General features: G+C 71.9%; 21 protein-coding genes and 1 pseudogene. 7 read left to right on the top strand and 15 right to left on the bottom strand.

Translation table 11 applies throughout. The features are described from left to right. Nucleotides 1-81 precede the first annotated feature (81 nt). From rplT to infC, 3 genes and pseudogenes are all read right to left on the bottom strand, one after another. Complete coding sequence (gene rplT / locus ACFVYN_RS15850; RefSeq protein ID WP_020132316.1) at nucleotides 82-465, bottom strand: 50S ribosomal protein L20; 384 nt, start codon at nucleotides 463-465, stop codon at nucleotides 82-84. A 101-nt stretch (nucleotides 466-566) separates the two neighbouring features. After that, nucleotides 567-761, bottom strand: a complete 195-nt coding sequence (gene rpmI, locus ACFVYN_RS15845) for a 50S ribosomal protein L35 (RefSeq protein ID WP_003977225.1) — start codon at nucleotides 759-761, stop codon at nucleotides 567-569. A 109-nt stretch (nucleotides 762-870) separates the two neighbouring features. Beyond that, a pseudogene (gene infC, locus ACFVYN_RS15840) lies at nucleotides 871-1579 on the bottom strand (translation initiation factor IF-3). A gap of 347 nt (nucleotides 1580-1926) precedes the next feature. Between infC and ACFVYN_RS15835 the strand changes: the two are divergent. Further along, nucleotides 1927-2292, top strand: coding sequence for a DUF1844 domain-containing protein (locus tag ACFVYN_RS15835; RefSeq protein ID WP_352390079.1), 366 nt, complete (start codon nucleotides 1927-1929; stop codon nucleotides 2290-2292). 1 nt (nucleotide 2293) lies between these two features. On the opposite strand, the gene ACFVYN_RS15830 is transcribed toward ACFVYN_RS15835, so the two are convergent. Beyond that, nucleotides 2294-3025: an SseB family protein gene (locus tag ACFVYN_RS15830; protein ID WP_389998148.1), complete on the bottom strand. Its 732-nt coding sequence runs from the start codon at nucleotides 3023-3025 to the stop codon at nucleotides 2294-2296. Nucleotides 3026-3175: 150 nt separating this feature from the next. On the opposite strand from ACFVYN_RS15830, the gene ACFVYN_RS15825 reads away from it, so the two are divergent. Further along, nucleotides 3176-4138: a serine hydrolase gene (locus ACFVYN_RS15825; protein ID WP_389998145.1), complete on the top strand. Its 963-nt coding sequence runs from the start codon at nucleotides 3176-3178 to the stop codon at nucleotides 4136-4138. A gap of 4 nt (nucleotides 4139-4142) precedes the next feature. On the opposite strand, the gene mycP is transcribed toward ACFVYN_RS15825, so the two are convergent. Together mycP and ACFVYN_RS15815 are read right to left on the bottom strand one after the other, a co-directional pair. After that, nucleotides 4143-5327, bottom strand: a complete 1185-nt coding sequence (gene mycP / locus ACFVYN_RS15820; RefSeq protein ID WP_389998142.1) for a type VII secretion-associated serine protease mycosin — start codon at nucleotides 5325-5327, stop codon at nucleotides 4143-4145. Continuing rightward, nucleotides 5324-6127: a hypothetical protein gene (locus ACFVYN_RS15815; RefSeq protein ID WP_389998300.1), complete on the bottom strand. Its 804-nt coding sequence runs from the start codon at nucleotides 6125-6127 to the stop codon at nucleotides 5324-5326. The genes mycP and ACFVYN_RS15815 overlap by 4 nt, the downstream gene beginning before the upstream one ends. Nucleotides 6128-6515: 388 nt before the next feature. Here ACFVYN_RS15815 and ACFVYN_RS15810 point away from each other — a divergent pair, with 388 nt between their 5' ends. Together ACFVYN_RS15810 and ACFVYN_RS15805 are read left to right on the top strand one after the other, a co-directional pair. Further along, nucleotides 6516-6977 (top strand): hypothetical protein, encoded by a 462-nt coding sequence (locus ACFVYN_RS15810; protein WP_389998140.1) that lies wholly within the window; start codon nucleotides 6516-6518, stop codon nucleotides 6975-6977. Between the two features lie 557 nt (nucleotides 6978-7534). Further along, the gene (locus ACFVYN_RS15805; RefSeq protein ID WP_389998137.1) at nucleotides 7535-8737 is read left to right on the top strand and encodes an amino acid deaminase/aldolase; all 1203 of its coding nucleotides are present in this window, start codon (nucleotides 7535-7537) and stop codon (nucleotides 8735-8737) included. A gap of 1 nt (nucleotide 8738) precedes the next feature. On the opposite strand, the gene ACFVYN_RS15800 is transcribed toward ACFVYN_RS15805, so the two are convergent. From ACFVYN_RS15800 to ACFVYN_RS15785, 4 genes are read right to left on the bottom strand one after another with little or no spacing between them, the layout of a single operon-like run. Then, on the bottom strand, nucleotides 8739-9491 hold the full coding sequence (locus tag ACFVYN_RS15800) for a DUF2510 domain-containing protein (RefSeq protein WP_389998134.1): 753 nt from the start codon (nucleotides 9489-9491) through the stop codon (nucleotides 8739-8741). 21 nt (nucleotides 9492-9512) lie between these two features. Continuing rightward, on the bottom strand, nucleotides 9513-10304 hold the full coding sequence (locus ACFVYN_RS15795) for a 3-oxoacyl-ACP reductase (RefSeq protein ID WP_389998131.1): 792 nt from the start codon (nucleotides 10302-10304) through the stop codon (nucleotides 9513-9515). After that, on the bottom strand, nucleotides 10301-11683 hold the full coding sequence (locus tag ACFVYN_RS15790) for an aldehyde dehydrogenase family protein (protein WP_389998129.1): 1383 nt from the start codon (nucleotides 11681-11683) through the stop codon (nucleotides 10301-10303). The genes ACFVYN_RS15795 and ACFVYN_RS15790 overlap by 4 nt, the downstream gene beginning before the upstream one ends. A gap of 11 nt (nucleotides 11684-11694) precedes the next feature. Then, nucleotides 11695-13053 (bottom strand): glutamine synthetase family protein, encoded by a 1359-nt coding sequence (locus tag ACFVYN_RS15785; protein ID WP_389998127.1) that lies wholly within the window; start codon nucleotides 13051-13053, stop codon nucleotides 11695-11697. A gap of 95 nt (nucleotides 13054-13148) precedes the next feature. Here ACFVYN_RS15785 and ACFVYN_RS15780 point away from each other — a divergent pair, with 95 nt between their 5' ends. Both ACFVYN_RS15780 and ACFVYN_RS15775 read left to right on the top strand, forming a co-directional pair. Further along, the gene (locus ACFVYN_RS15780) at nucleotides 13149-13886 is read left to right on the top strand and encodes an FCD domain-containing protein (protein WP_352390088.1); all 738 of its coding nucleotides are present in this window, start codon (nucleotides 13149-13151) and stop codon (nucleotides 13884-13886) included. 67 nt (nucleotides 13887-13953) lie between these two features. Next, a complete protein-coding gene (locus ACFVYN_RS15775; RefSeq protein WP_389998123.1) occupies nucleotides 13954-14643 on the top strand; it encodes a gamma-glutamyl-gamma-aminobutyrate hydrolase family protein in 690 nt (229 codons plus the stop codon). 279 nt (nucleotides 14644-14922) lie between these two features. On the opposite strand, the gene ACFVYN_RS15770 is transcribed toward ACFVYN_RS15775, so the two are convergent. After that, entirely contained in the window at nucleotides 14923-15849 is a 927-nt protein-coding gene (locus ACFVYN_RS15770) for a LysR family transcriptional regulator (protein ID WP_389998120.1), read from the bottom strand. Nucleotides 15850-15919: 70 nt separating this feature from the next. On the opposite strand from ACFVYN_RS15770, the gene ACFVYN_RS15765 reads away from it, so the two are divergent. Further along, nucleotides 15920-17044 (top strand): TDT family transporter, encoded by a 1125-nt coding sequence (locus ACFVYN_RS15765; protein WP_389998117.1) that lies wholly within the window; start codon nucleotides 15920-15922, stop codon nucleotides 17042-17044. Here the strand turns inward: ACFVYN_RS15765 and ACFVYN_RS15760 are convergent. From ACFVYN_RS15760 to ACFVYN_RS15745, 4 genes are all read right to left on the bottom strand, one after another. Beyond that, on the bottom strand, nucleotides 16956-17672 hold the full coding sequence (locus ACFVYN_RS15760) for a helical backbone metal receptor (protein ID WP_389998115.1): 717 nt from the start codon (nucleotides 17670-17672) through the stop codon (nucleotides 16956-16958). The genes ACFVYN_RS15765 and ACFVYN_RS15760 overlap by 89 nt on opposite strands. Then, nucleotides 17669-18238 (bottom strand): helix-turn-helix domain-containing protein, encoded by a 570-nt coding sequence (locus ACFVYN_RS15755; protein WP_389998112.1) that lies wholly within the window; start codon nucleotides 18236-18238, stop codon nucleotides 17669-17671. The genes ACFVYN_RS15760 and ACFVYN_RS15755 overlap by 4 nt, the downstream gene beginning before the upstream one ends. 293 nt (nucleotides 18239-18531) lie before the next feature. Beyond that, nucleotides 18532-21138, bottom strand: coding sequence for an ABC transporter permease/substrate binding protein (locus ACFVYN_RS15750; protein WP_389998109.1), 2607 nt, complete (start codon nucleotides 21136-21138; stop codon nucleotides 18532-18534). After that, the gene (locus ACFVYN_RS15745; RefSeq protein WP_389998106.1) at nucleotides 21131-22180 is read right to left on the bottom strand and encodes a glycine betaine/L-proline ABC transporter ATP-binding protein; all 1050 of its coding nucleotides are present in this window, start codon (nucleotides 22178-22180) and stop codon (nucleotides 21131-21133) included. The genes ACFVYN_RS15750 and ACFVYN_RS15745 overlap by 8 nt, the downstream gene beginning before the upstream one ends. Nucleotides 22181-22372 lie beyond the last annotated feature (192 nt).

Here is a 22372-nt window from a genome sequence, read left to right as displayed (position 1 = left end):
GGAGTGTCCGGGAAACAGCGGACCCGCAGGCTTCACAGCCTGCGGGTCCACACAGTCACGTCGGCCGAGGCCGGCGCGGCGTCACGCAGCCTTGGGGGCGTTCACGTCCGCCGGCAGCGCCTTCTGGGCGACCTCGACGAGCGCGGCGAACGCCGTCGCGTCGTTGACGGCCAGCTCGGCCAGGATCTTGCGGTCGACCTCGATGTTCGCCGCGTTCAGGCCCTGGATGAAGCGGTTGTACGTGATGCCGTTGGCGCGGGCAGCGGCGTTGATGCGCTGGATCCACAGCCGCCGGAAGTCACCCTTGCGCTTCTTGCGGTCGTTGTAGTTGTAGACCAGCGAGTGGGTGACCTGCTCCTTGGCCTTGCGGTACAGGCGCGAACGCTGACCGCGGTAGCCGGAGGCCGCCTCGAGGATCGCCCGGCGCTTCTTGTGGGCGTTGACTGCCCGCTTGACGCGTGCCACTTGTTAACTCCTTGTAGCGGGGCCGTGGTTGGACTCACACGGCCCGGTATCGATGGGGTCCCGGTCCAGACGTACGGCGCTCAGGCAGGGCGCCGGGTACGTCACTTGCCGAGAAGCTTCTTGATCTTCGCGGCGTCGCCCGGGGCCATCTCGGCGTTGCCGGTGAGGCGACGCGTCACGCGGGACGACTTGTGCTCGAGCAGGTGGCGCTTGCCGGCGCGCTCACGCAGCACCTTGCCGGAGCCGGTGATCTTGAAGCGCTTGCTGGCACCGCTGTGCGACTTGTTCTTCGGCATAGCGCCGTTATCTCCTCGTCGGTGGCGCTCCGGTGCCCGGTCCTGAAACCGGGCACTGTGAGCGTCGCTCTTGTATCGGTGGTGTCCTGGGGACTCGCGTCCCCGGGGGTCACGCCTCGGCGGCAGCCTCTGCCGGAGCCTCGACGTCGACCTCGACCTCGGTCCCGTCCTCGGCCTCGACGTGGTCGTCCTCCGCGGCGTTCTGCGACTTGCCTGGGTTGGCCTTCGCGTCTGCCTTGCGGGCTTCCTGCGCCTGGCGGGCCTCGGCCATCGCCTCGGTCTTCTTCTTGTGCGGACCGAGAACCATGATCATGTTTCGGCCGTCCTGCTTCGGGTTCGACTCGACGAACCCGAGGTCGGCCACGTCCTCCGCGAGACGCTGCAGCAGTCGGTAGCCCAGCTCGGGCCGGGACTGCTCGCGACCACGGAACATGATCGTGATCTTGACCTTGTCGCCCTGCTTGAGGAACCGGACGACGTGACCCTTCTTGGTGTCATAGTCGTGCGGGTCGATCTTCGGCCGGAGCTTCATCTCCTTGATGACCGTGTGCGCCTGGTTCTTGCGCGCCTCACGGGCCTTCATGGCCGACTCGTACTTGAACTTCCCGTAGTCCATGAGCTTGCACACAGGCGGACGGGCGGTAGCCGCCACCTCGACCAGGTCCAGGTCGTACTCCTGCGCAAGCTCCAGTGCCTTGGCCAGGGGGACGATGCCCACCTGCTCGCCACTGGGACCGACAAGTCGCACCTCTGGAACGCGAATCCGGTCGTTGATGCGGGGCTCGGCGCTGATGGATCCTCCTCGGTTAGCACCACACGGCGGTCTGGCGGACAGCCGCGTATGTCTCTTTTAGACTGACCTAACCGCGCCGAAGCACAAAAAATGCCCCGGACGATCACAGACGGGGCTCCAAAACACTGCCGGAGCACCGCCGCGATGACGCGGGGCGCGCTTTCGGGCGACTCCATCGTCCGTACGGAACGATGGTGACCGCCTGACCGGGGTGACCCGCCGCCCCTGGGGGTGGTCAGGTGGGAGATCGGAGCCTCCACTTGTGGGCCGGTCACACTTACACACAGGTGTGTCCGGCCGGTCGTCACACAAGGTTAGCAGGAACCCGGGGGTGGTGCGAACCGGTGTGCACCGGGCCCTATCGTGTGGGACATGAGTGACACCCCTCCCCCGTCCGCCGGGGCCCCCGACTTCGACGACATGACCCGCGACATCGCCGAGGTCCCCGCCGTCGAGGTGATCGTGACGGTCGCGGTCAACCTGATGAGCGCCGCCGCCGTGAAGCTCGGTCTGACCGAGGAGGGCGACAAGTACAAGGACCTGGACGAGGCCCGCAAGCTGATCCACGCCCTCGCCGGTCTGCTGGACGGGAGCGCGACGGAGATCAGCTCCTTCCACGCGGCCCCGCTCCGGGACGGCCTGAAGTCCCTCCAGCTCGCCTTCCGCGAGGCGTCCCTGGTCCCGGACGAGCCGGGCCAGGGCCCCGGTGAGAAGTACACCGGGCCGATCTACGGCTAGTTCATCCCCGTACGTACAAGGGCTCGCCCGGAGGGGTGGCCCCGGCCGGCAGCAGTGCCAGGTCGAGGCCCCGCACCAGGCGGGCCCGCAGTGTCTCGTCGGCGGCGAGGCGCTCGGCGACGGCCCGCGCGGCGTCCGCGGGCGACGCGGAGGGCTCCAGCACGAGGGCCAGGGTGCCGTCGGCCTGCCCCGGCCCGAGGTGGGCGCGGAGCACGGCGGGCTCGGCGGCCACGGCGTCCCGTACGGCCCCGACGACGGCCGGGTCGGCCAGCGGGTCGGCACTCGCGCGGCCCTCGGCGAGCGCGAGCAGCGCGGGGCCGGTCAGCTCGAAGGGCACCGGACCCGCGAGGTCCAGTACGACCGTGTCCGCCTTCTCGTGCGCGGCGGCCTGCAGCGCCTGGTGCAGGGGTACGGCGACGGGGCGGGCCTCGGGGTCCCAGCGGGCGAGGGAGCCGGTGGAGGTGAAGGCGGGCAGAGCGGTCCGGGATCCGGCTTTCAGCGTCGGCACGGCCATGTCGCTGGTCTTCTCGCGGCGCAGCCCGTTCTCGTCCTCCTCGACCTCGCCCAGCACGGCCACCACGGGGACGAGCAGCCGGGCGCCCTTGAGGGCCTCCAGGACGGGGCCCACGGCGGCACGGTCCTCGGCCCAGGCCGCGAGCGCCGCGCTCAGCCGGGGATCGGCCGAGCCGTCGTCGTCGGAGAAGCCGGAGTCGGGAATGTTCTTGTTCGCCACGGTCACCGACCCTATAGGGGGCTTGCTGCTGCGGTTGTGCGGGCCCGGAAACCCGCCCGTGACGGCTTTCACGGGTTTTTCAGAGTTCGCTGACACAGCTCTAACGTCCGTCTAACGGCCCGCACAGTCGGCGGCCCGAGCATCGGCGGCATGGAGTCCTCCAGAGCCGCCAGACGCCGCGCCCGCAGGTTCCCCCGACGGCCTTTGATGTACACCGCGCTCGCCTGCGTCGCCGTAGTCGGCGTCACGGCCGGCGGGACCGTGTACGTGAAGGCGCAGGCACACTCCGGGGTGGGCGTCGTATCGTCGGCGGCGACGCCGTCGCTCTCGCCCTCGTCGGCGGTCACGCCCACGACTCAGGAGGCGGCCGTGGCGGAGGCGGTGGTGGATCTCGACGAGCGGCTGGCCGACGCCATGAAGTCGGTGAGCGTGACGGGCGAGCAGAAGGTCTCGGCGGCGGTGCTCGACCTGGAGTCGGGCGACAGCGCGGTCCACGGCGACGGTGCCTTCGACACGGCGAGCATCGTGAAGGTCGACATCCTGGCGGCGCTGCTGCTGCGGCACCAGGAGGCGGGTACGCGGCTGAGCGCGCAGGAGAAGGCGTACGCCACGACGATGATCGAGAACAGCGACAACACCTCGGCGTCCGCCCTGTGGGACATCATCGGGAAGGCCTCGGGGCTCGACGCCGCCAACGAGAAACTCGGGCTGACCGGTACGAAGGGCGGCGACGGGGCGCTGTGGGGCCTGACCCGGACGACGGCGGCAGACCAACTCGTCCTGCTCCAGCAGGTCTTCGGGGACGACTCGGAGCTGAGCGAGGCCTCGCGGTCGTATCTGCGGGATCTGATGGGGCAGATAGCGGCCGACCAGCGGTGGGGCGTGTCGGCGGCGGCCGACGGATCCGGCTGGGCGCTGAAGAACGGGTGGCTGCCGCGCAGTACGACCGGGCTGTGGGACATCAACAGCATCGGCCGGGTGACGGTGGACGGCCACGCCTACCTCGTGGCCGTGCTGTCGAACGGCAGCACCGCGCAGGCGAAGGGGATTTCGCTGGTGGAAGCGGCGGCGAAGGCGGCGGTGTCGGTGTTCACGGGTACGGCGGCCCGCTGAGGCCTCAGAAGCCCTCGTAGGACCGGCGGGGACCGCGGCGGCCGCGCCACAGGACCACCGCGGTGATCAGCAGGGCCACGCCCACGCCGCCCGCCAGCGGGGCCGCCCAACTGGCCGTGTCGTCCTGCGACTCGACGGTGTCCGGGCCCGCGCCGAAGTATTTCTGACCGTAAGCGGCCGGCTCCAGGCCCTCCGGCTTCAGGCGGGCCGCCGCCTTGAGCGCCGCCGCGGGGTCGACGAAGCCGAAGCCCCGGGAGTCGTCGCGGCCGCCGGCGGGGGCGTTGCGGGCTGTGTCCTCCAGGAGGCGCTTGATCTGCGCGGGCGTCAGACCGGGGTGGGCGGCCCTGACGAGGGCGACCGCGCCGGAGACGAACGCGGAGGCGGCGCTGGTCCCCCAGCCCTCGTAGTACTTGTGGTCGGGGTCGGCGATGACCACGTCGTCGCCCGGGGCCGCGACCGTGGCGTACCAGCGGCGGGTGGAGAACGAGGCGCGGGTGCCGAACTTGTCGACGGCGGTGGCGGCGATGACACCCGGGTAGGCGGCCGGGTAGGAGATGTGGTCGCCCTTCTCGCCGCCGTTGCCCGCGGAGGCGACGACGACGGCACCCTTCTTGAGCGCGTACTGGACGGCGTCGTCCTCGCCGGCCTCGGGGTGCGCGGAGGCGGAGTCGTCGCCGAGGGAGAGGTTGATGACGTCGGCGCCGTGGTCGGCGGCCCAGCGGATGCCCTCGGCGAGGGCGTTGCCGCGGGTGTTGCGGGCCCTGGCGCGGGCCGGGTCGCCGTCCTCCAGGATCACGCGGACGGGGAGGATCCTGGCCTCGGGGGCGATGCCCATGACCCCGTCGCCGTTGCCGACGCCGTGTCCGTGACCGGCGATGATGCCGGCCATGGCGGTGCCGTGCCGGGCCCAGGGCCGCTGTCCCCGCACGGCCCCGAAGCCGATCATGTCCTTGCCGGTGAGGACGTTGCCGACGAGGTCGGGGTGGTCGTTCTCGACGCCGGTGTCCAGGACGGCGACGGTGACGCCGGCGCCCTTGGTGGTCTGCCAGGCCTGCTGGGTGTGCATGGCGTCCAGGGCCCACTGCTTGGCGCGGATGCCGTCGGCGTGCGCGGCGGTGGGCGGGACGAGGGCCACGGCGCCCGCGAGGAGGACGCTCAGGAGACCCGCCCTGCGGGTGGTGACGCTCACGACGGCTGCTCCGAGGGCGAGGTGACGGTCTTGCGCAGGGCGCGTTCGACACGGTCGGCCAGGCCCTTGGCCTCGTTGCCGAGCCCTGCCTGGGCGGCCGGGGTGGTGTCGCCGGACCCCATGGCCTCCTCGGCGGGCTCCGGGGTGTCGACGGTACGGCCGTCCACCCAGCCGGAGACGGCGTAGGCGACGACGGGGGCGTCGGTGAGGACGGAGATCGTCCAGGAGGCCCGCTGCCTGGCGCCGAATCCCGCCGCGAGGGTGTTCTTCGCGGCGTACGGGAGGGGCATCAGGTCGGTGCGGGTCTCCAGGCCCTCTTTGGTGAAGCGGGTGTCGAGGTCGCGCATGGCGGTGGCGTCGGCGTCGGCGAAGAGGAGGCCGACGGTGGTGACGTAGCTCTGGGTGGCGTCCGTGTAGGTGGCGCGCAGGAGGCGTTCGCAGCCGACGGGGGCGAGGACCTTGCGGAGCAGGGGGTCGAAGGCGTTCTGGCAGCCGCTGTCCGGGGCGACGGCGATCCGCGTCCAGGTGCGGTCGGCTCCGCCGGGCCCGGCGCCCTGGCCGTCCACGGTCGGCGGGAACAGCCGGTCGACGGGCACGCTGTGCCACAGTTCACCGGCCGCGGCGAAGGTGTCGCCGCTGCCCTCGTCCCCGGAGTCCCCGATCAGCCAGCTCCCGGTCACGGCACCGCCGATGAGCCCGAGCCCCAGCACGACGCACGCGGCCACGGCGGCGATCCGGGGAGGAATCCGCACTCCCCACGACCGCTTCTCGTAACCGACCTCGGGCTCCCCGAACGACACGACGGGCCGTCCGTTGCCGGGAGTTCCGTCATGCGGGGGCATGGCGGCGCTCCAGGAGAGCGCGGGGTCGGGTGTGGGTGCTGTGGGAGCGGCACCCGGGACCGGCGCCTCCCGCGTGGGGCGCGGCGGGAACTCGGGGCGGGCGTCGGGCCTCGGCGGTACGGCGGTGCCGCGGGAGTCCGCCCGGGACGCGGACGCCGTGGGAACGGGCCGCATCCGGAAGGTCGTCTCCGAGGCGGTCTCGGCGGGGGCACGGGCAGGACGCGGGGGCACGGACGGCTGAGACCTCGGCCGGGGCGGCGCGGACGCGGTGCCGGAGTCGGTCGGGCGCGACTGGGGCCCACGGCTCCCCGCGCCGGCCGCGGGCGGCATCGGACCGGGGGCGGTCATGCCCGAGTTCGCGGAGGGCACGCCGGACGCCGAAGTGCGGTTTCCGGCGTTCGAAGCCCTGCGCGGGTCGGCGTCGGTGCCGGGCCTGGACGACGGCACCGTCCTGTCACCGCTGCCTGCGCGCGGTTCCCGGCGGCCGGAGTCCGTGGAGTCGGCGCCGTCGGAGGGCGGTGGGGCGTCGGGGAAGCGGGCCGAGGCCGGGGGTGGGGGCGGGATGCTGCCGGGGTACCGGGCGCTCGTGGACTCGGGGCGCCGGCTGTCCTGGGCGCCGGAGTGGTTCGCAGGCGCCGAGGGGGCCTCCCCACCGGCCCTGCGGCCGTCCGGCGTGGCGTGCGCCTCGCCGCGGATCGGCGTCGAGGTCGGGCCGGTGCCGTCGGTCGTGCGTATCGGTGGCCGACCCGCGGCGCTCGCGCGAGGTGCCGTAGCGCCGACGTCCTCCCGACCGGCCCCCGCCGGCTGACGTCCCTGCGCGTCGCCCGGTACCCGGCCGTCGTTCTCTTGCGGGCTCTGCCAGTCGAAGCCGCCGAACGTCGGTCGAGACGGTGTTCCGGTGCTCCGGCGGGTGCGTTCGCCGAAGGCCTGCCAGTCGGAGTCGTCGTTCATGCGTCCGCCCGGCTCGACAATCTCTCGCTCGACCGACTGTCCCGGCTCCTCGGGGCCGCCCTCGCCCACCGTCGGCGGCTGGGCCGGCCTCGGTGGGGTAGAGGGGCGTGGGGGAATGGAGGCGCGGCGTGCTTCCGTGCTCATGCGCCCCCCGTTTCCTCATGTCCGGGCCGTTCGGTCGTGCGCGGGCCCGCGTCGGAGTCGTCGGTGTGGAAGACAGCCGTCGGGGCACGCATACCCGCACGGGAGGGCCGGCATCCCGGCGCGGCGGCGACGGGGGGCGAACAGCCCTGCGTGCGTGCGCGTCACTCTACGGGTTGTTCCTGGGCGAACGGGAACCAGTCCAGCAGGCCGGGGGCATCTGCCCGGAACGTCCCCCTACCCTGCGGTAATCCTGTCTGGCAGTCTTCGTCCATGACTGCGCGCGCCGCCGACCGGGCCCGTTACGACCGGGCCACAGCCCATCTGGACGCCCCCCTCGCGATCGTGGACCTGGACGCCTTCGACGCCAACGCGGACGATCTCGTCCGCCGGGCGGCGGGGAAACCCATCCGCGTCGCCAGCAAATCCGTGCGGTGCCGGGCGCTGCTCGAACGCGTCCTGGCGAAGAACGGGTTCGCGGGCATCATGTCCTTCACCCTCGCCGAGTCCCTGTGGCTGGCCCGGGGCGGCTTCGAGGACATCCTGCTCGCCTACCCCTCCGCCGACCGCGCCGGGTACGCTGAACTCGCCGCCGATCCCAAGCTCGCGGCCGCCGTGACCGTGATGGTCGACGATCCCGCCCAGCTCGCCTTCATCGACGCCTCCCGCGCGGGCGGCACCGAAGTCATCCGGGTCTGCCTGGAGTTGGACACCTCGCTGAAGCTGCTCGGCGGCAAGGTCCGGGTCGGTGCCCGGCGTTCACCCCTGCACTCCCCCGCCCAGGTCGCCGACATGGCCCGCGCGGTGGCCCGGCGCCCCGGGTTCCAGGTCGTGGGGATCATGGCCTACGAGGGACACATCGCCGGGGTCGGGGACTCCGTCGCCGGGCGGCCGTTGCGGTCCCGGGCCGTACGACTCATGCAGGCCACCGCCCGCAAGGAGCTCGCCGAGCGCCGCGCCGCCGTGGTGCGCGCGGTGCGGGCCGTCGTACCGGACCTGGAGTTCGTCAACGGCGGCGGCACCGGCAGCGTGCAGCACACCGCCGCCGAGGACGCCGTCACGGAGATCGGTGCCGGTTCGGGGCTGTACGTGCCGAGGCTGTTCGACAACTACACGTCCTTCAGCGGGCGTCCGGCCGCCCTCTTCGCCATGCCCGTCGTACGCAGGCCGGGGGTCGGCGTGGTGACGGTCCTCGGCGGCGGCTACCCGGCCTCCGGCGCGCCCGGACCCGACCGGCTGCCGGTGCCGTATCTGCCGGAGGGGCTGAAGTACGACCCGCAGGAGGGGCCCGGCGAGGTGCAGACGCCGCTACTCGGCGCCCCCGCCGACGACCTGCTGCTCGGCGACAAGGTGTGGTTCCGGCACGCCAAGGCCGGTGAGCTGTGCGAGCGGTTCGAGAAGCTGCATCTGATCGAGGGGGACGCGGTGACGGCGACCGTCCCGACGTACCGCGGGGAAGGCCACACCTTCCTGTAGGTCAGCGGCCGACGGACCGGATCCCCCGGGTGATCCGGTCCATGTCGGCGAGCGGTGGCCCGCCGGGACCCGCGTCGAAGGCGAAGCGGACGACGACGGCGTCCGGGGGTCCGCCGGGGGCGGGAGTGAAGGCCAGCGACTGGACGTATCCCTCGGCTCCCTGGGCGGTCCTCACTCGCCAGCGGACCAGGTATCCGGTGCGTCCGGCGACTTCCACGCACTCCGATCCGACGACCCGGTGGCCGCGGATGCCCCGGTAGGAACTGTCGGCGGCGTGCGGTATGTCCTTCTTCGCGAGGGACGCCGGCCCGGAGTTCGCCGGCAGGGTGCGGGTGAAGACCCTGCCGCCGTCGGTGGTCATCACGAGGTTGTCGCGGGTGACGTACTTCGAGGGGACCCAGCCGTCCGGCAACGGCAGGCTGATGCCGTCGAGTTCGTCGACCAGGCGGGACGGGGCCGCAGAGGCCGGGGTGGGCGACCGGCTCGTGACCGTCGGTGCCGGGTCCGCCACCACATCGTCGCCCTGGCCCCGGGCGAGGGCGAAGGCCCCGCTGACGATCGCGGCGACGAGGACGATCCCGCAGGCCGTGAGGGCGACGGCCCTGGCGCGCCCCGAGGCCCCGCCGGCCGCGCCTGGCGGCCCGGGTGCCCCGGGGACGCGCCGGTGGTCCGTCCAGGCGGTCCCGTCCCACCAGCGCTCCAGTCGCGGAGCGTCGGGGTCCGGGTACCAGCCGGGCGGGAGCGTCCTGCTCATGAGGGCACTGTAGGGCGGGACCTACATCGGTGTGACGTACGCACCCGAGATGCCGCCGTCCACGAGGAAGTCGCTGGCGTTGACGAAGGAGGAGTCGTCGCTGGCCAGGAAGGCGACGGCGGCGGCGATCTCCTCGGCCTCGGCGAACCGGCCGACCGGAATGTGCACGAGCCGGCGCGCGGCCCGCTCGGGGTCCTTGGCGAACAGCTCCTGGAGCAGCGGGGTGTTGACCGGGCCCGGGCAGAGGGCGTTCACGCGGATGCCCTCCCGTGCGAACTGCACGCCCAGTTCACGGGACATGGCGAGCACGCCGCCCTTGGAGGCGGTGTAGGAGATCTGGGAGGTGGCGGCGCCCATCCTGGCCACGAAGGACGCCGTGTTGATGATGGACCCCTTGCCCTGGCGCCGCATGTAGGGGATCGCGGCCTTGCAGCACAGGTACACGGAGGTCAGGTTGACCTCCTGGACGCGCTTCCAGGCCTCCAGGCCGGTCTCCAGGATGGAGTCGTCGTCCGGCGGGGAGATCCCCGCGTTGTTGAAGGCGACGTCGACGCTGCCGTAGGTGTCGTAAGCCGTCTTGAACAGGGCCTCGACCTGCTCCGGGTCGGTGACGTCGACCTTGACGAAGAGCCCGCCGACCTCGTCGGCCGCGGCCTTGCCGCGGGGCTCGTCGACATCGGCGCAGACCACGTTCGCGCCCTCGGAGGCGAGCCGGCGGGCGGTGGCGAGACCGATGCCGCTGCCGGCTCCGGTGATGACGGCCGTACGGCCGACGAGACGGCGGCACACGATCTGATCGGTCGAAGAGGTCACTGGGCGGGGCCTTCCGTGCTGATGAAGACGTTCTTGGTCTCGGTGAAGGCGGTCAGGGCGTCCGGGCCGAGTTCGCGGCCGAGTCCGGACTGCTTGTAGCCGCCGAAGGGGGTCCAGTAGCGCACGCTGGAGTGGGAGTTGACGGACAGGTTGCCCGCCCTGACGGCCCGGGAGACGCGCAGGGCACGGCCGATGTCGCGGGTCCACAGGGAGCCGGAGAGGCCGTACGGGGTGTCGTTGGCGAGCCGGATCGCGTCGTCCTCGTCGGTGAAGGGCAGCAGGACGGCGACCGGGCCGAAGATCTCCTCGCGGGCGGCCTCGGAGTCGGGGGCCTCACCGGTGAGGACGGTCGGCGCGAACCAGAAGCCGGGCCCGTCGGGCGCGCTGCCCCGCAGACCGGGCGCGTCGTCCGGCACCAGCGCCCGTACGCGGTCCAGTTGCCGACGGGAGATCAGCGGGCCCATCTGGGTCTTCTCGTCGGCGGGGTCGCCCACGACGACGGCGTTCACGGCGTTGGCCAGTAGCTCCCTGACCTGGTCGTACACCGATTCCTGGACCAGGATCCGGGTGCGGGCGCAGCAGTCCTGGCCGGAGTTGTCGAGGAAGGAGAAGGGGTCGACGGCCGTCTTCAGGTCCGCGTCCGCGAAGACGATGTTGGGGCTCTTGCCGCCGAGTTCGAGCGTGACCGGCTTGACCTGGCGGGCGCAGCGCTCCATGACGTCACGGCCGGTCGGGGTGGAGCCGGTGAAGACGATCTTCGCGACACCGGGGTGCTCGACCAGGGCGGTGCCGGCGACCGGCCCGTGGCCCGGCAACACCTGGAACAGACCCTCCGGCAGCCCTGCCTCCAGAGCGAGTTCGGCGAGCCGCAGGGCGGTGAGCGGGGTGGTCTCGGCGGGCTTGAGGACGACGGCGTTGCCGGCGGCGAGCGCGGGTGCCGTGCCCCAGGCGGCGATCGGCATGGGGAAGTTCCAGGGCGCGATGACGCCGACGACGCCGAGGGGTTCGAGGAGGGTGACGTCGAGTCCGCCGGGGACGGGGATCTGGCGGCCGTTCAGCCGTTCCACCCCGCCTGCCGCGTAGGCGAGCAGGTCACGGACGTTGCCGGCCTCCCAGCGGGCGTTGCCGAGGAGGTGACCGGCTTCCCGGACCTCCAGCCGGGCCAGTTCCTCGACGTGTTGATCGACGACGTCGGCGAACCGGCGCAGCAGCCGGGCCCGGTCGGCGGGGGCGAGGGCCGCCCAGCGGACCTGTGCCTTCGACGCGCGGGCGACCGCCGCGTCCACGTCGGCGGCGGTGGCGGCGGGGACGGTGGCGACGACCTCCTCGGTGGCCGGGTTGAGGACGGTCAGATCGTGCTCGTAGGACGACGGGGACAACGAGATACCTCTCACAGGCGTTCGAAGGAGCGGCGCAGCTCCCAGTCGGTGACCGCCGCGTCGAAGGCTTCGAGTTCGACGCGGGCCATGTTGCGGTAGTGCGCGACGACCTCGTCGCCGAAGGCGGCCCGGGCGATCGGGCTGTTCTCCCAGAGCTCGGCGGCCTCGCGCAGGGTGGTGGGGACGTGGGCGTAGTCGGCGGTGTAGGCGTTGCCGGTGCAGACCTCCGGCAGCTCCAGCTTCTGCTCGATGCCGTACAGACCCGCCGCGACCAGTCCGGCGACCGCGAGGTACGGGTTGACGTCCCCGCCGGGCAGCCGGTTCTCGAAGCGCAGGGAGCGGCCGTGGCCCACGACTCTGAGCGAACAGGTGCGGTTGTCGTGGCCCCAGGCGACGGCCGTGGGGGCGAAGGAGCCCGGCTGGAACCGCTTGTAGGAGTTGATGTTGGGGGCGTAGAGGAGCGAGAAGTCCCTCAGGGCCGCGAGCTGCCCCGCGAGGAAGTACCGCATCACGTCCGACATGCCGTCCGGGCCGGCCATGGCGTTGTCGCCGGCGGCGTCGGCGAGCGAGAGGTGGATGTGACAGGAGTTGCCCTCGCGCTCGTTGTACTTGGCCATGAAGGTGAGCGACACGCCCTCCTGGGCGGCGATCTCCTTGGCGCCCGTCTTGTAGACGGCGTGCTGGTCGCAGGTGGTCAGGGCCTCGTCGTAGCGGAAGGCGATCTCGTGCTGGCCGGGGTTGCACTCGCCCTTGGCGGACTCGACGGTGAGCCCGGCGGCGGCCATCTCGTTGCGGATGCGGCGCAGCAGCGGCTCGATCCGTCCGGTGCCGAGGACCGAGTAGTCGATGTTGTACTGGTTGGCGGGGGTGAGCCCGCGGTAGTTCGCGTCCCAGGCCTGCTCGTAGGTGTCCTTGAAGACGATGAACTCCAGCTCGGTGCCGACCTGGGCGGTGTAGCCGAGTTCGGCGAGCCGCTGCAGCTGGCGGCGCAGGATCTGGCGGGGCGCGGCGACGACCGGGGAGCCGTCGTCCCAGGCGAGGTCGGCGATCAGCAGGGCCGTACCGGCGTTCCAGGGCACGCGCCGCAGGGTGCCGAGGTCGGGGCGCATGGCGAAGTCGCCGTAGCCGCGGTCCCAGGAGGACATCGCGTAGCCGTCGACGGTGTTCATCTCGGTGTCGACGGCGAGGAGGTAGTTGCAGCCCTCGGTGCCGTGGTGGAGTACCTCGTCGAGGAAGAAGCGGGCGGCGAACCGCTTGCCCTGGAGGCGGCCCTGCATGTCGGGGAAGGCCAGGACGACGGTGTCGATCTCACCGCCCGCGACGAGGGTGTGCAGCTCCTCGACGCTGAGCGGGGGTGTGCGGTCTGCCACGGGAGAGCTCCTTCGGCTGCTGCGCGTTTTTCCGACCGGGCCGGGAGCCATAAGGTATTGCTCTGAACCATTGCTTGGGAAGGGGGCTCGGCCATATGTCGGTGGACGCTGACGGCGGCCCGGACGACCGGTTGACTCCGGTGCTGCGGCCGGTCAGGGCGGGCAACGGCTTCGAGGAGGCGCTGGAGCAGATCCTGCAGGTGGTGCGGCTCGGGCTGGTGCCGGGGGGCGGGCGGCTGCCGGCCGAGCGGGAACTCGCGGAGCGGCTCGGGATCAGCCGGGTGACGCTGCGCGAGGTGCTGAAGGTGCTGCAGGACCAGGGGCTGGTGGAGTCGCGGCGGGGCCGGTACGGGGGCACGTTCGTGCTGCCCCGCGCCCGGGCCGCGGTCGGCGAGGAGGAGCTGCGGCGCCGGATCGCCGAGGTGGACATCGAGGACGTGCTGCGCTTCCGGGAGGTCCTGGAGGTGGGCGCGGCGGGCCTGTGCGCGGCGCACGGCCTCACGGACGAGCAGGCACAGCGGCTGCGCGAGGCGCTGGCGGCCACGCAGGAGGCGCCGCTGGCGGACTACCGGCGCCTGGACACCCTGCTGCACCTGACCCTCGCGGAACTGTGCGGCTCGCCCACGCTGACCGCGCAGTACGCGGCGGTACGTGCCTCGGTGAACGACCTCCTGGACTGCATCCCGCTGCTGGTGCGCAACCTGGAGCACTCCCAGCGGCAGCACGCGGCGCTGGTCGAGGCGGTGCTGGACGGGGACGCCGACGGGGCGCGGGAGATGATGCGGGAGCACTGCGGGGGGACGGCGGCGCTGCTGCGGGGATTTCTGGCGTGACCTTGCCGCCCGTGCCCCCGGGAGGCAAAGGTATGCGTGTGTGCCATTGCAAGCCTGGGAGGGCCGCGTGACCGTACGACCGCTGATCGGCGTCAGCACGTATCTGGAGGCCGGGGCCCGCTGGGGCGTCTGGGAGCTGGAGGCGGCGCTGCTGCCGGCGGGCTATCCGCGTCTGGTGCAGCGGGCGGGCGGTCTGGCCGCGATGCTCCCGCCGGACGCCCCGGAGCACGCGGCGGCGACGGTGGCCCGTCTGGACGGCCTGGTGATCGCGGGCGGCCCGGACGTGGAGCCGGTCCACTACGGCGCCACCCCCGATCCCCGCACCGGCCCGCCCGCCCGCGCCCGCGACGCCTGGGAACTGGCCCTGATCCAGGCCGCGTTGTCGGCCCGCGTCCCCCTGCTGGGGATCTGCCGGGGCATGCAACTGCTGAACGTCGCCCTGGGCGGCACCCTCGTCCAGCACATCGACGGCCACGCGGAGGTACCGGGCGTCTTCGGCCGCCACCCGGTCAAGCCGGTACCGGCCACGCTCTACGGCGACCTCGCCCCGGAGGAGACCTCCGTGCCGACCTACCACCACCAGGCGGTGGACCGCCTCGGGAGGGGCCTGCTGGTGTCGGCGCAGGCGTCGGACGGCACGGTGGAGGCGGTCGAACTGCCCGGCCCGCACTGGGTGCTGGGCGTCCAGTGGCATCCGGAGATGGGCGAGGACCTGCGGGTGATGCGGGGACTGGTCTCGGCGGCGGGCCGATCCTAGGCCAGTCCTGGTCCCTGTCGTCGGCCAGGCCCTGTCGTCGATTTCCCGTCGTCCGCTCGGACGGCGGTCCTGGCGGTGTCCCGCGGGTCATCGCAAGGCGTGTCCGGCACCCACGTCAGACGCCCGTGCCGACGGGTGTGGTGTCGGCCGTACGGCGCCTGCGCACCGCCCAGAACACCGTGCGGTCGGGACGCCCTGGTGGCGGCGCCGGTGGGCAGCGCGGCGAACGCGCGTGCCGGACACCGTTCGGGCAGGCGGGAACGCGACGACAGACAGACCCTAGGCCCGCGTCAGCGACAGCAGGTCCCTCGCCGGGCCCACCGGGCGGTGGCCCGTGGGCCACACCGCCCGCAGGTCCCGGGCCAGCGACACCCCCTCCACCGGCACCCGCACCAGTCGGCGCATCGACAGTTCCTCGCCCACGGCCAGTTCGCTCAGGACGGCCGGGCCCGCCCCGCTCACCACCGCCGCCTTCACCGCCGTGGTGGACGAGAGCTCGATCAGGGGGCGGGCCAGGCCGCCCAGAGCCGCGTCCAGGACCTGTCGGGTGCCCGAGCCCTTCTCCCGCAGGATCAGCGGCGTCGCGGCCAGTTCAGCGGCTTCCAGGGGACGTCGGCGGCGGGCCCAGGCATGCCCCGGGGCCGTCACCACGATCAGGTGGTCGTGGGCTATCACCACCGAGTCGAGGCCGGAGGGGACGGTCAGCCCCTCCACGAAGCCCAGGTCCGCCTCGTCCGACAGCAGCCGTTCCGCCACCGTCGCCGAGTTCCCCGCGTGCAGCGACACCGCCGTGTCCGGACGCCCCGCGCGCAGGGCGAGGAGCCACCCCGGCAGCAGGTACTCCGCGATCGTCATGCTCGCCGCCACCCGGAGCCGGGAGTCCCGGCGAACCCGCAGCGCCTGCGCCCCGGCGTCGAAGGCCTCCGCCGCCTCCACGATCCGCCGCGCCCAGTCGGTCACCAGCGCCCCGGTGTCCGTGAGCCGTGAGCCCCGGGGCGAGCGGTCGACCAGGGCCACGCCCAACTGCCGTTCCATGGAGCGGATCCGGCTGCTCGCCGCCGGCTGGGTGATGCCCAGCTCCCGGGCCGCCCCGCCGAGACTCCCGAGCCGCGCCACGGCCAGCAGCAGCTCCAGCGCCCCGAGATCCGGTACCCGGTGCGCCAGCATCCCGCCCACCGCCGACCGAACTTCTTCCTCACCGCTCATAAGACCAGCTTATGTCCTCATAGAGCCGTACTCCCTGGTCGCGGCGCTCCCCCGGCGGCACCGTGGAGCCATGGTCACCGCCGTCCGTCACCTCGGGCCGAACTGGTACGCCTGCGTCATGGGCACCGCGATCGTCGCCACCGCCGGCGTCGCGCTCCCCGTGCACCTCCCCGGCCGGCGCACGATCTGCGCCGCCGGCTGGCTGCTGTCCCTCGCCCTGCTGCTCGCCCTCCTCTGCGCCCGCGCCCTGCACTGGCGTCACCATGCCGACCAGGCCCGCGCCCACCTCCTCGACCCTGGCATGGCCCCCTTCTACGGCTGCCTGGCCATGGCCCTGCTGGCGGTCGGCGGCGGTGCCCTCACCGTGGGCCGGTACCGGATCGGGACGACGGCCGCGGTCGCTCTGGACGCCGTGCTGTTCACCGCGGGTACGGCCGTGGGACTGGCCGCCGCGATCACCGTGCCGTACCTCATGGCCGTACGGCAGCGGGCCGAGCCGGGGCAGGCCACGCCGGTGTGGCTGCTGCCCCTCGTCGCGCCCATGGTGTCCGCCGCGCTCGGGCCGCTCCTCGTGCCGTATCTCCCCGCCGGTCAGCCGCGCGAGACCCTCCTCCTCGCCTGCTTCGCGATGTTCGGGCTCAGCCTTCTCGCCACCCTGCTGATGCTGCCGCTCGTCTTCGCCCGGATCGTCACCGGCGGCCCGCTCCCCCTCGCGCTGACCCCGACCCTCTTCCTGGTGCTCGGCCCGCTCGGCCAGTCCACCACCGCCGTCGGCAAGTTCGCGGACGTGGCCCCAGGTGTCATACCGGCCCCCTACAGCCAGGGCTTCGGCGTCCTCGCGGTCCTCTACGGCGTTCCCGTCATGGGGTTCGCACTGCTGTGGCTGGGGCTGGCCACCGCGCACGTGGTCCGGGCCCGTCGGCACGGGATGGGGTTCTCGATGACCTGGTGGGCGTTCACCTTCCCGGTCGGCACCTGCGTCACGGGCTCCGAGGCGCTGGCCCGGCACACCGGGCTCGTGGTCTACGACTGGCTCGCCACCGGCCTCTACGTCGCTCTCGTCGCCGCCTGGAGCACGGCCGCCGTGCACACCGCGCGCGGCCTGGTCAGCGGAGCGCTGCTCGCAGGGCCTCGCCCAGTGCCCGTGGTGCTTCGGCCAGCGACGGTCCGTACCACGTCAGGTGCCGTCCGCTGACGAGGGCGCAGGGCAGACCGGGGAAGGCCTCCGGGCCGTCGTCGGCGGTGAAGCGGTACGGCTCGTCGGGCAGGACCACCACGTCCGGGGCCGCCGCCCGCAGCTCCTCCAGCGGGATCCGCGGATAGCGGTCCTCGTGACCGGCGTACACGTGGTCCACGCCCAGCCGGGACAGTACGTCGCCCGCGAACGTGTCCCGGCCCAGCACCATCCACGGCCGCCGCCAGATCGGCACGACCGCCGTCCTGCGGCGCGACGGGGGTTCGAGCGCCGACCAGGCCTCCTCGGCCTCGTCCAGCCAGCGCGGCCGTACGACGCCGCACGCCTCGACGACCCGGGCCAGTTCACGGAAGGCCTGCGGGACATCACGGACCTCGGTGACCAGGACCTCCAGGCCCGCCTCGCGCAGAGCCCGCAGATCCGGCTCGCGGTTCTCCTCCTCGTTGGCGATCACCAGGTCGGGAGCGAGGGCGACGATCCGGTCGACCTTCGGGTTCTTGGTGCCGCCAATGCGGGTGACGTCCAGGTCCGCCGGGTAGGTGCACCAGTCGGTGGCGCCGACCAGGACGCCGGGGGCCGAGCGGGCGATCGCCTCGGTCAGCGAGGGGACCAGGGAGACGACTCTCACTGCCGGGGCCGGTCCCAGGCCGCCTCGACGTGCTCGGCCACGGCGACGACGAGCACGCGGGTGTCCGCCACGGTCGCCCGCCAGCGGTGCCGCACCCCGCCGGTGAGGTACAGGGTGTCACCGCGGCCCAGCCGGTACGCGCGGCCCTCGGCCTCGACGTCCACCGCTCCGTCGGCGACGTACATCAACTGGTCGTTGCGGAACTGGAATTCACGGCCCGCGTCATGATCGCCGGTGAACTCCTGAGCGTGCATCTGGTGGTGACCGCGCACCAGGGAGCGCATCCGGGGTTCACCGTCCGGCTCCGGGCCCTCGGCGTGCACCACGTCGACGCTGCACGCCGGGTCGGCCGCGGCGAGGAGTTCTACGGCCGTGGTGCGCAGGGCGTCGGCGACCTTCTCCAGGGAGCTGCGGCTGGGCCGGGCGCGTTCGTTCTCGATCTGGCTCAGGAAGGGCACCGAGAGGCCGCTGCGCTCGGCGACGACGGCGAGGGTGAGCTCCAGCGCGCGGCGCCTGCGGCGCACGGCCGCGCCGACCCGAAGGGGCTGTTCTTTGTGGTCGCCCATGGCTCCGGCTCCCTCCTCCGCTCGTCGGTCCTGTGACCCGTCCCCTGATGAGTTGTCTGCACCCTACGCATGTTCGGCAAACCGTTTCACGCGGCCGTCACATCCATGTCATACGGCGTGCGACCGTACCTCACAGTTCGCGCCAGCCGAACGGCCCCCTCACCGCGGCGAGGGGGCCGGGTTTCGGTCACCCGTCCGCCGCGAGCGGCCCAAGTCCCCTCGTCGGCATCGGAGTTCGGGCGATGGCGTAGCTCTATGTGGTTGGCCGGATCCTTACCGTGTGCCCGGAGCGGTTATGACGGTGTCATCCGCCCGACCATCTCCGGGTGCTTCTTCAGCCAGGCCGCGACCGCCTGCCCCTCGTGCCCCTGGCCGTACCGATTGATCTCGCTCTCCAGAGTACCGAGCTCGTCCTCACTCATCCGGAAACCCTTGATCCACTTGGTGAGCTGCGGGTACTGCCCGGGGAACTTCTCGTTGGCGATGGTGCGGATCGTGTTGCCCTCGCCGAAGAGCTTCCTGTCGTCCTTGAGCTTGGTGAGGTCGTACTGGCTGTACGCCCAGTGCGGGGACCACAGGACGACCGCGACGGGCTGCTTCCTGGCGTAGGCGCGCTTGAGCTCGGCCAGCATCGCGGGCGTGGAGCCGTCGACGACCTCGTACTCCTTGTCGAGGCCGTAGCCCGGCAGGACCTTGTTCTTGAGGAGGTTCATCTCGCCGGTGCCCGGTTCGATGCCGATGATCTTCCCGTCGAACTCGGCGGCCCGGCCCTTGAGGTCCTCGTACGTCTTCACGCCCTTGACGTACGAAGGGACGGCGACCTCCAGCGAGGTCGGCTGATACCAGGTGCCGAGGTCGGCGAGGCTGTCCTTGCTCTTGTCCCAGTAGTTCTTCTGGGCGTACGGCAGCCAGGCGTCGAAGTTGAGGTCCAGGTCACCGGAGGCGAGGCCGGTGTAGACCGGGCCGACGTCCATCTGCTTGAGGTCGAGCCGGTAGCCGCGTTTCTCGAGCACGTGCTTCCAGAGGTAGGTGACGGCGATGTCCTCGTCCCAGGGGAACCAGGCCACGTTCACCGGGCGCCTGGTCTCCGCCGCGGTCTTCTGGACGGGGGCCAGCTCGTCGACCAGGCCGGGGTGCTGCTTCAGCCAGCTGCGGACGGCGTCCTGCTGCCTGCCCTTGCCCGCCTTGTTGATCTCGGCCTCCAAGCCGGTGAGCTGCTTCTCGTCCAGCTTGAAGTTCTTCAGCCACTGTCCGACAACCGGGTTCTCGTCCGCGAAGCCCTTGCGGGCCACCGTGTGGATGCCGTCGCCCGAGCCCCAGGCGCCCTTGGGATCCTTGAGCTTCTTCAGGTCGTAGTCGTTGTACGCCCAGTGCGGCGACCAGAGCGTGACGACGACCGGGGCCTTCTTGGCGTACGCCCGCTTCAGCTCGGCCAGCATGGCCGGCGTGGAGCTGTCGACGACCTTGTACTCCTTGTCGAGGCCGTACGCCTTCAGCACCTTGCTCTTGAGCAGGGCCATCTCACCGGCGCTCGACTCGATGCCGGTGACGTTCCCGCCGAACTGCGAGGCCTTGCCCTTGAGGTCGGCCAGGGAGTTGATGTCCTTCATGTACGACGGCACGCTCAGCTCCAGAGACGTCTTGCCGTACCAGGCGCCGAGGTCGTCGAGCTTGTCGCCGTACTTCTTCCAGTACTGCTCATGGGTGGTCGGCAGCCAGGCGCCGGTCATGAAGTCGGCGTTGCCGGAGGCGAGGGAGGTGTAGAGCGGCCCGGCGTCGAGCTGCTTGGCGTCGACCTGGTAACCGCGCTGCTCCAGGATCTCCTTCCAGAGGAAGGTGGAGGCGACCCCGTCGTCCCAGGGGACGTAGCCGATGCTGATCTTCTTGCCCTGGCCGACGTCCTTGCCGCCGGAGACGGCCGTGGCCTCGCCCGAGGTGCCGCCGAAGATCCCCATGCCGCCCGCGACGAGGGCGAGGACGACGACACCGATCACCGCGACCTGGGGGCGGGGGCGGTAGGACCAGATCCTGAGCCCCTGGCTCGCGCGGGCCTTGGCGGCGGCGCGGCGGCCCAGCGGGGAGACCTGGGTGCCGAGCGCACTGGTCATGCGGTCCAGGTAGATGGCGAGGATCACGATGGCGACACCGGCCTCGGAGCCGAGGCCCACGTTGAGCTGGCCGATGGCCTCGTTGACGTCGCCGCCGAGGCCTCCGGTGCCGACCATGCCGGCGATCGCGGCCATCGACAGGCCGAGCATGATGACCTGGTTGACGCCCGCCATCACGGTGGGCAGCGCGAGCGGCAGCTGGACGCGCAGGAGGGTGTCGCGAGGGGTGGTGCCGAACGCCTCGGCGGCCTCGACGAGCTCCTTGTCGACCTGGCGGATGCCGAGCTCGGTCATGCGGACGCCGGGGGCGAGCGCGAAGATCAGGGTGGCGACGATGCCCGCGGAGGCGCCGGTGCCGAAGAACAGGATCGCCGGGATGAGGTAGATCATCGCGGGCAGCGTCTGCATGAAGTCCAGGACGGGGCGGACGATGCCACTGACCCGGTTCGAGCGGGCCGCCCAGATGCCCACGGGCACGGCTATGACGAGCGCGATGATCGTGGCGACGAGGACCAGCGAGAGGGTCGTCATCGCGTCCTCCCACAGTTCGAGGGAGTCGATGAAGGCGAATCCCGCGAAGGTGAGGAGCCCGGCCAGGGTGCCGCGCAACCAGAACGCGATCACGGCGAAGATGCCCGCGAGCAGGAGGGGCTGGGGCGCCTGGAGGACGGCGTCGATACCGTCGTAGGTGCCGGTGAAGACGGTCTTGAGGAAGTCGAAGAGCCAGGCCACGTGGTCGAGCAGCCAGTCGACGGTGTGGTTGACCCAGTCGCCGAGCGGGATCCTAGGCATGGGCCACCTCCACGTCACCCATGAAGCCGACCAGTCTCTGCTGCGCGACCACGCCGACGAGCTTGCGGTGCTCGTCCAGGACGGCCACCGGATGCGTCGACCGGGCGCTCATCGCGCAGAGCTCGGTGAACGGCGTGTCGGGCGTCGCGGTCTCGCAGTCGCCCGCGCACTCGCAGTCGGCCTCGACGCCGCTCACGTCCGTGTCCATGACGGCGGACGCGGTCAGGACGCGGGAGCGGTCGACGTCCTTGGTGAAGGAGGCGACGTAGTCGTCGACGGGCCGCACGAGGATGTCCTCCGCACTGCCGGTCTGGACGATCCGGCCGTCGCGCATCACGGCGATCCGGTCGCCGAGCCGCATGGCCTCGTTGAGGTCGTGGGTGATGAAGACGATGGTCTTCTTCAGGGTCTGCTGGAGCTGCAGGAGCTGGTCCTGCATGTCCCGGCGGATCAGCGGGTCGAGCGCGCTGAAGGACTCGTCCATGAGGAGCAGGTCCGCGTCGGTGGCGAGGGCGCGGGCCAGGCCCACGCGCTGCTGCATACCGCCGGACAGCTCGTCGGGCCAGGAGTTCTCCCAGCCGCCCAGGCCGCACAGCTCCAGGGCCTCGGTGGCCCGCTCGATCCGCTCGGCCTTGGCGACGCCCTGGACGGCGAGGCCGTAGGCGGCGTTCTCCAGGACGCTGCGGTGCGGGAAGAGCGCGAAGTGCTGGAAGACCATGCTGATCTTCCGGGCGCGTACGGCGCGCAGCTCGCGGTCGGTGAGCGCGGTGAGGTCCTGGCCGTCGAAGCGGACATGGCCCGCGGTCGGCTCCAGGAGGCCGTTGAGCATGCGCAGCAGCGTGGACTTGCCGGAGCCGGACAGGCCCATGACGACGAAGATCTCGCCCGGGTCCACGGTGAAGGAGGCGTCGATCACCGCTGTCGTGGTGCCCTCGGCACGCAGTCCCTCCCGGTCGGCGCCCTCGCGGAGCCTGTCGACCGCCTCGGCCGGCCGTCTTCCGAAGACCTTGTACAACTGCTCTGCCTCAAGCCTTGATGACACGCGTGCCTCTCGTCTCTTCGACCAGTGTTCGACCAGTGGGGGAGACGAAGGGCCGCGAACAGTTGAAGGTGCAACCTGCCCCGCTCCGGGGCGGCGCATGCCCATATGTCTCCGAGGCAAACACACCCGTGTCCCGGCTCACAGGGCGCTCGCACCGCCGAACGAGTCAAGCGTCGACGGCCGGTGTCAGTG

Source organism: Streptomyces sp. NPDC058307 (assembly GCF_042880295.1).
Lineage (GTDB): Bacteria > Actinomycetota > Actinomycetes > Streptomycetales > Streptomycetaceae > Streptomyces.
This window is presented reverse-complemented; position numbering and strand designations above follow the sequence as displayed.

Excerpts from the sequence above, each read along its gene's own strand:
- ACFVYN_RS15835 (WP_352390079.1), top strand. The coding sequence starts at position 1,927 with ATGAGTGACACCCCTCCCCCGTCCGCCGGGGCCCCCGACTTCGACGAC.
- ACFVYN_RS15750 (WP_389998109.1), bottom strand. The coding sequence starts at position 21,138 with ATGCCTAGGATCCCGCTCGGCGACTGGGTCAACCACACCGTCGACTGG.
- ACFVYN_RS15805 (WP_389998137.1), top strand. The coding sequence starts at position 7,535 with ATGACTGCGCGCGCCGCCGACCGGGCCCGTTACGACCGGGCCACAGCC.
- ACFVYN_RS15800 (WP_389998134.1), bottom strand. The coding sequence starts at position 9,491 with ATGAGCAGGACGCTCCCGCCCGGCTGGTACCCGGACCCCGACGCTCCG.
- rpmI (WP_003977225.1), bottom strand. The coding sequence starts at position 761 with ATGCCGAAGAACAAGTCGCACAGCGGTGCCAGCAAGCGCTTCAAGATC.
- ACFVYN_RS15755 (WP_389998112.1), bottom strand. The coding sequence starts at position 18,238 with ATGGGCGACCACAAAGAACAGCCCCTTCGGGTCGGCGCGGCCGTGCGC.
- ACFVYN_RS15810 (WP_389998140.1), top strand. The coding sequence starts at position 6,516 with ATGCCCGAGTTCGCGGAGGGCACGCCGGACGCCGAAGTGCGGTTTCCG.
- ACFVYN_RS15825 (WP_389998145.1), top strand. The coding sequence starts at position 3,176 with ATGGAGTCCTCCAGAGCCGCCAGACGCCGCGCCCGCAGGTTCCCCCGA.
- ACFVYN_RS15770 (WP_389998120.1), bottom strand. The coding sequence starts at position 15,849 with ATGAGCGGTGAGGAAGAAGTTCGGTCGGCGGTGGGCGGGATGCTGGCG.
- ACFVYN_RS15780 (WP_352390088.1), top strand. The coding sequence starts at position 13,149 with ATGTCGGTGGACGCTGACGGCGGCCCGGACGACCGGTTGACTCCGGTG.
- ACFVYN_RS15765 (WP_389998117.1), top strand. The coding sequence starts at position 15,920 with ATGGTCACCGCCGTCCGTCACCTCGGGCCGAACTGGTACGCCTGCGTC.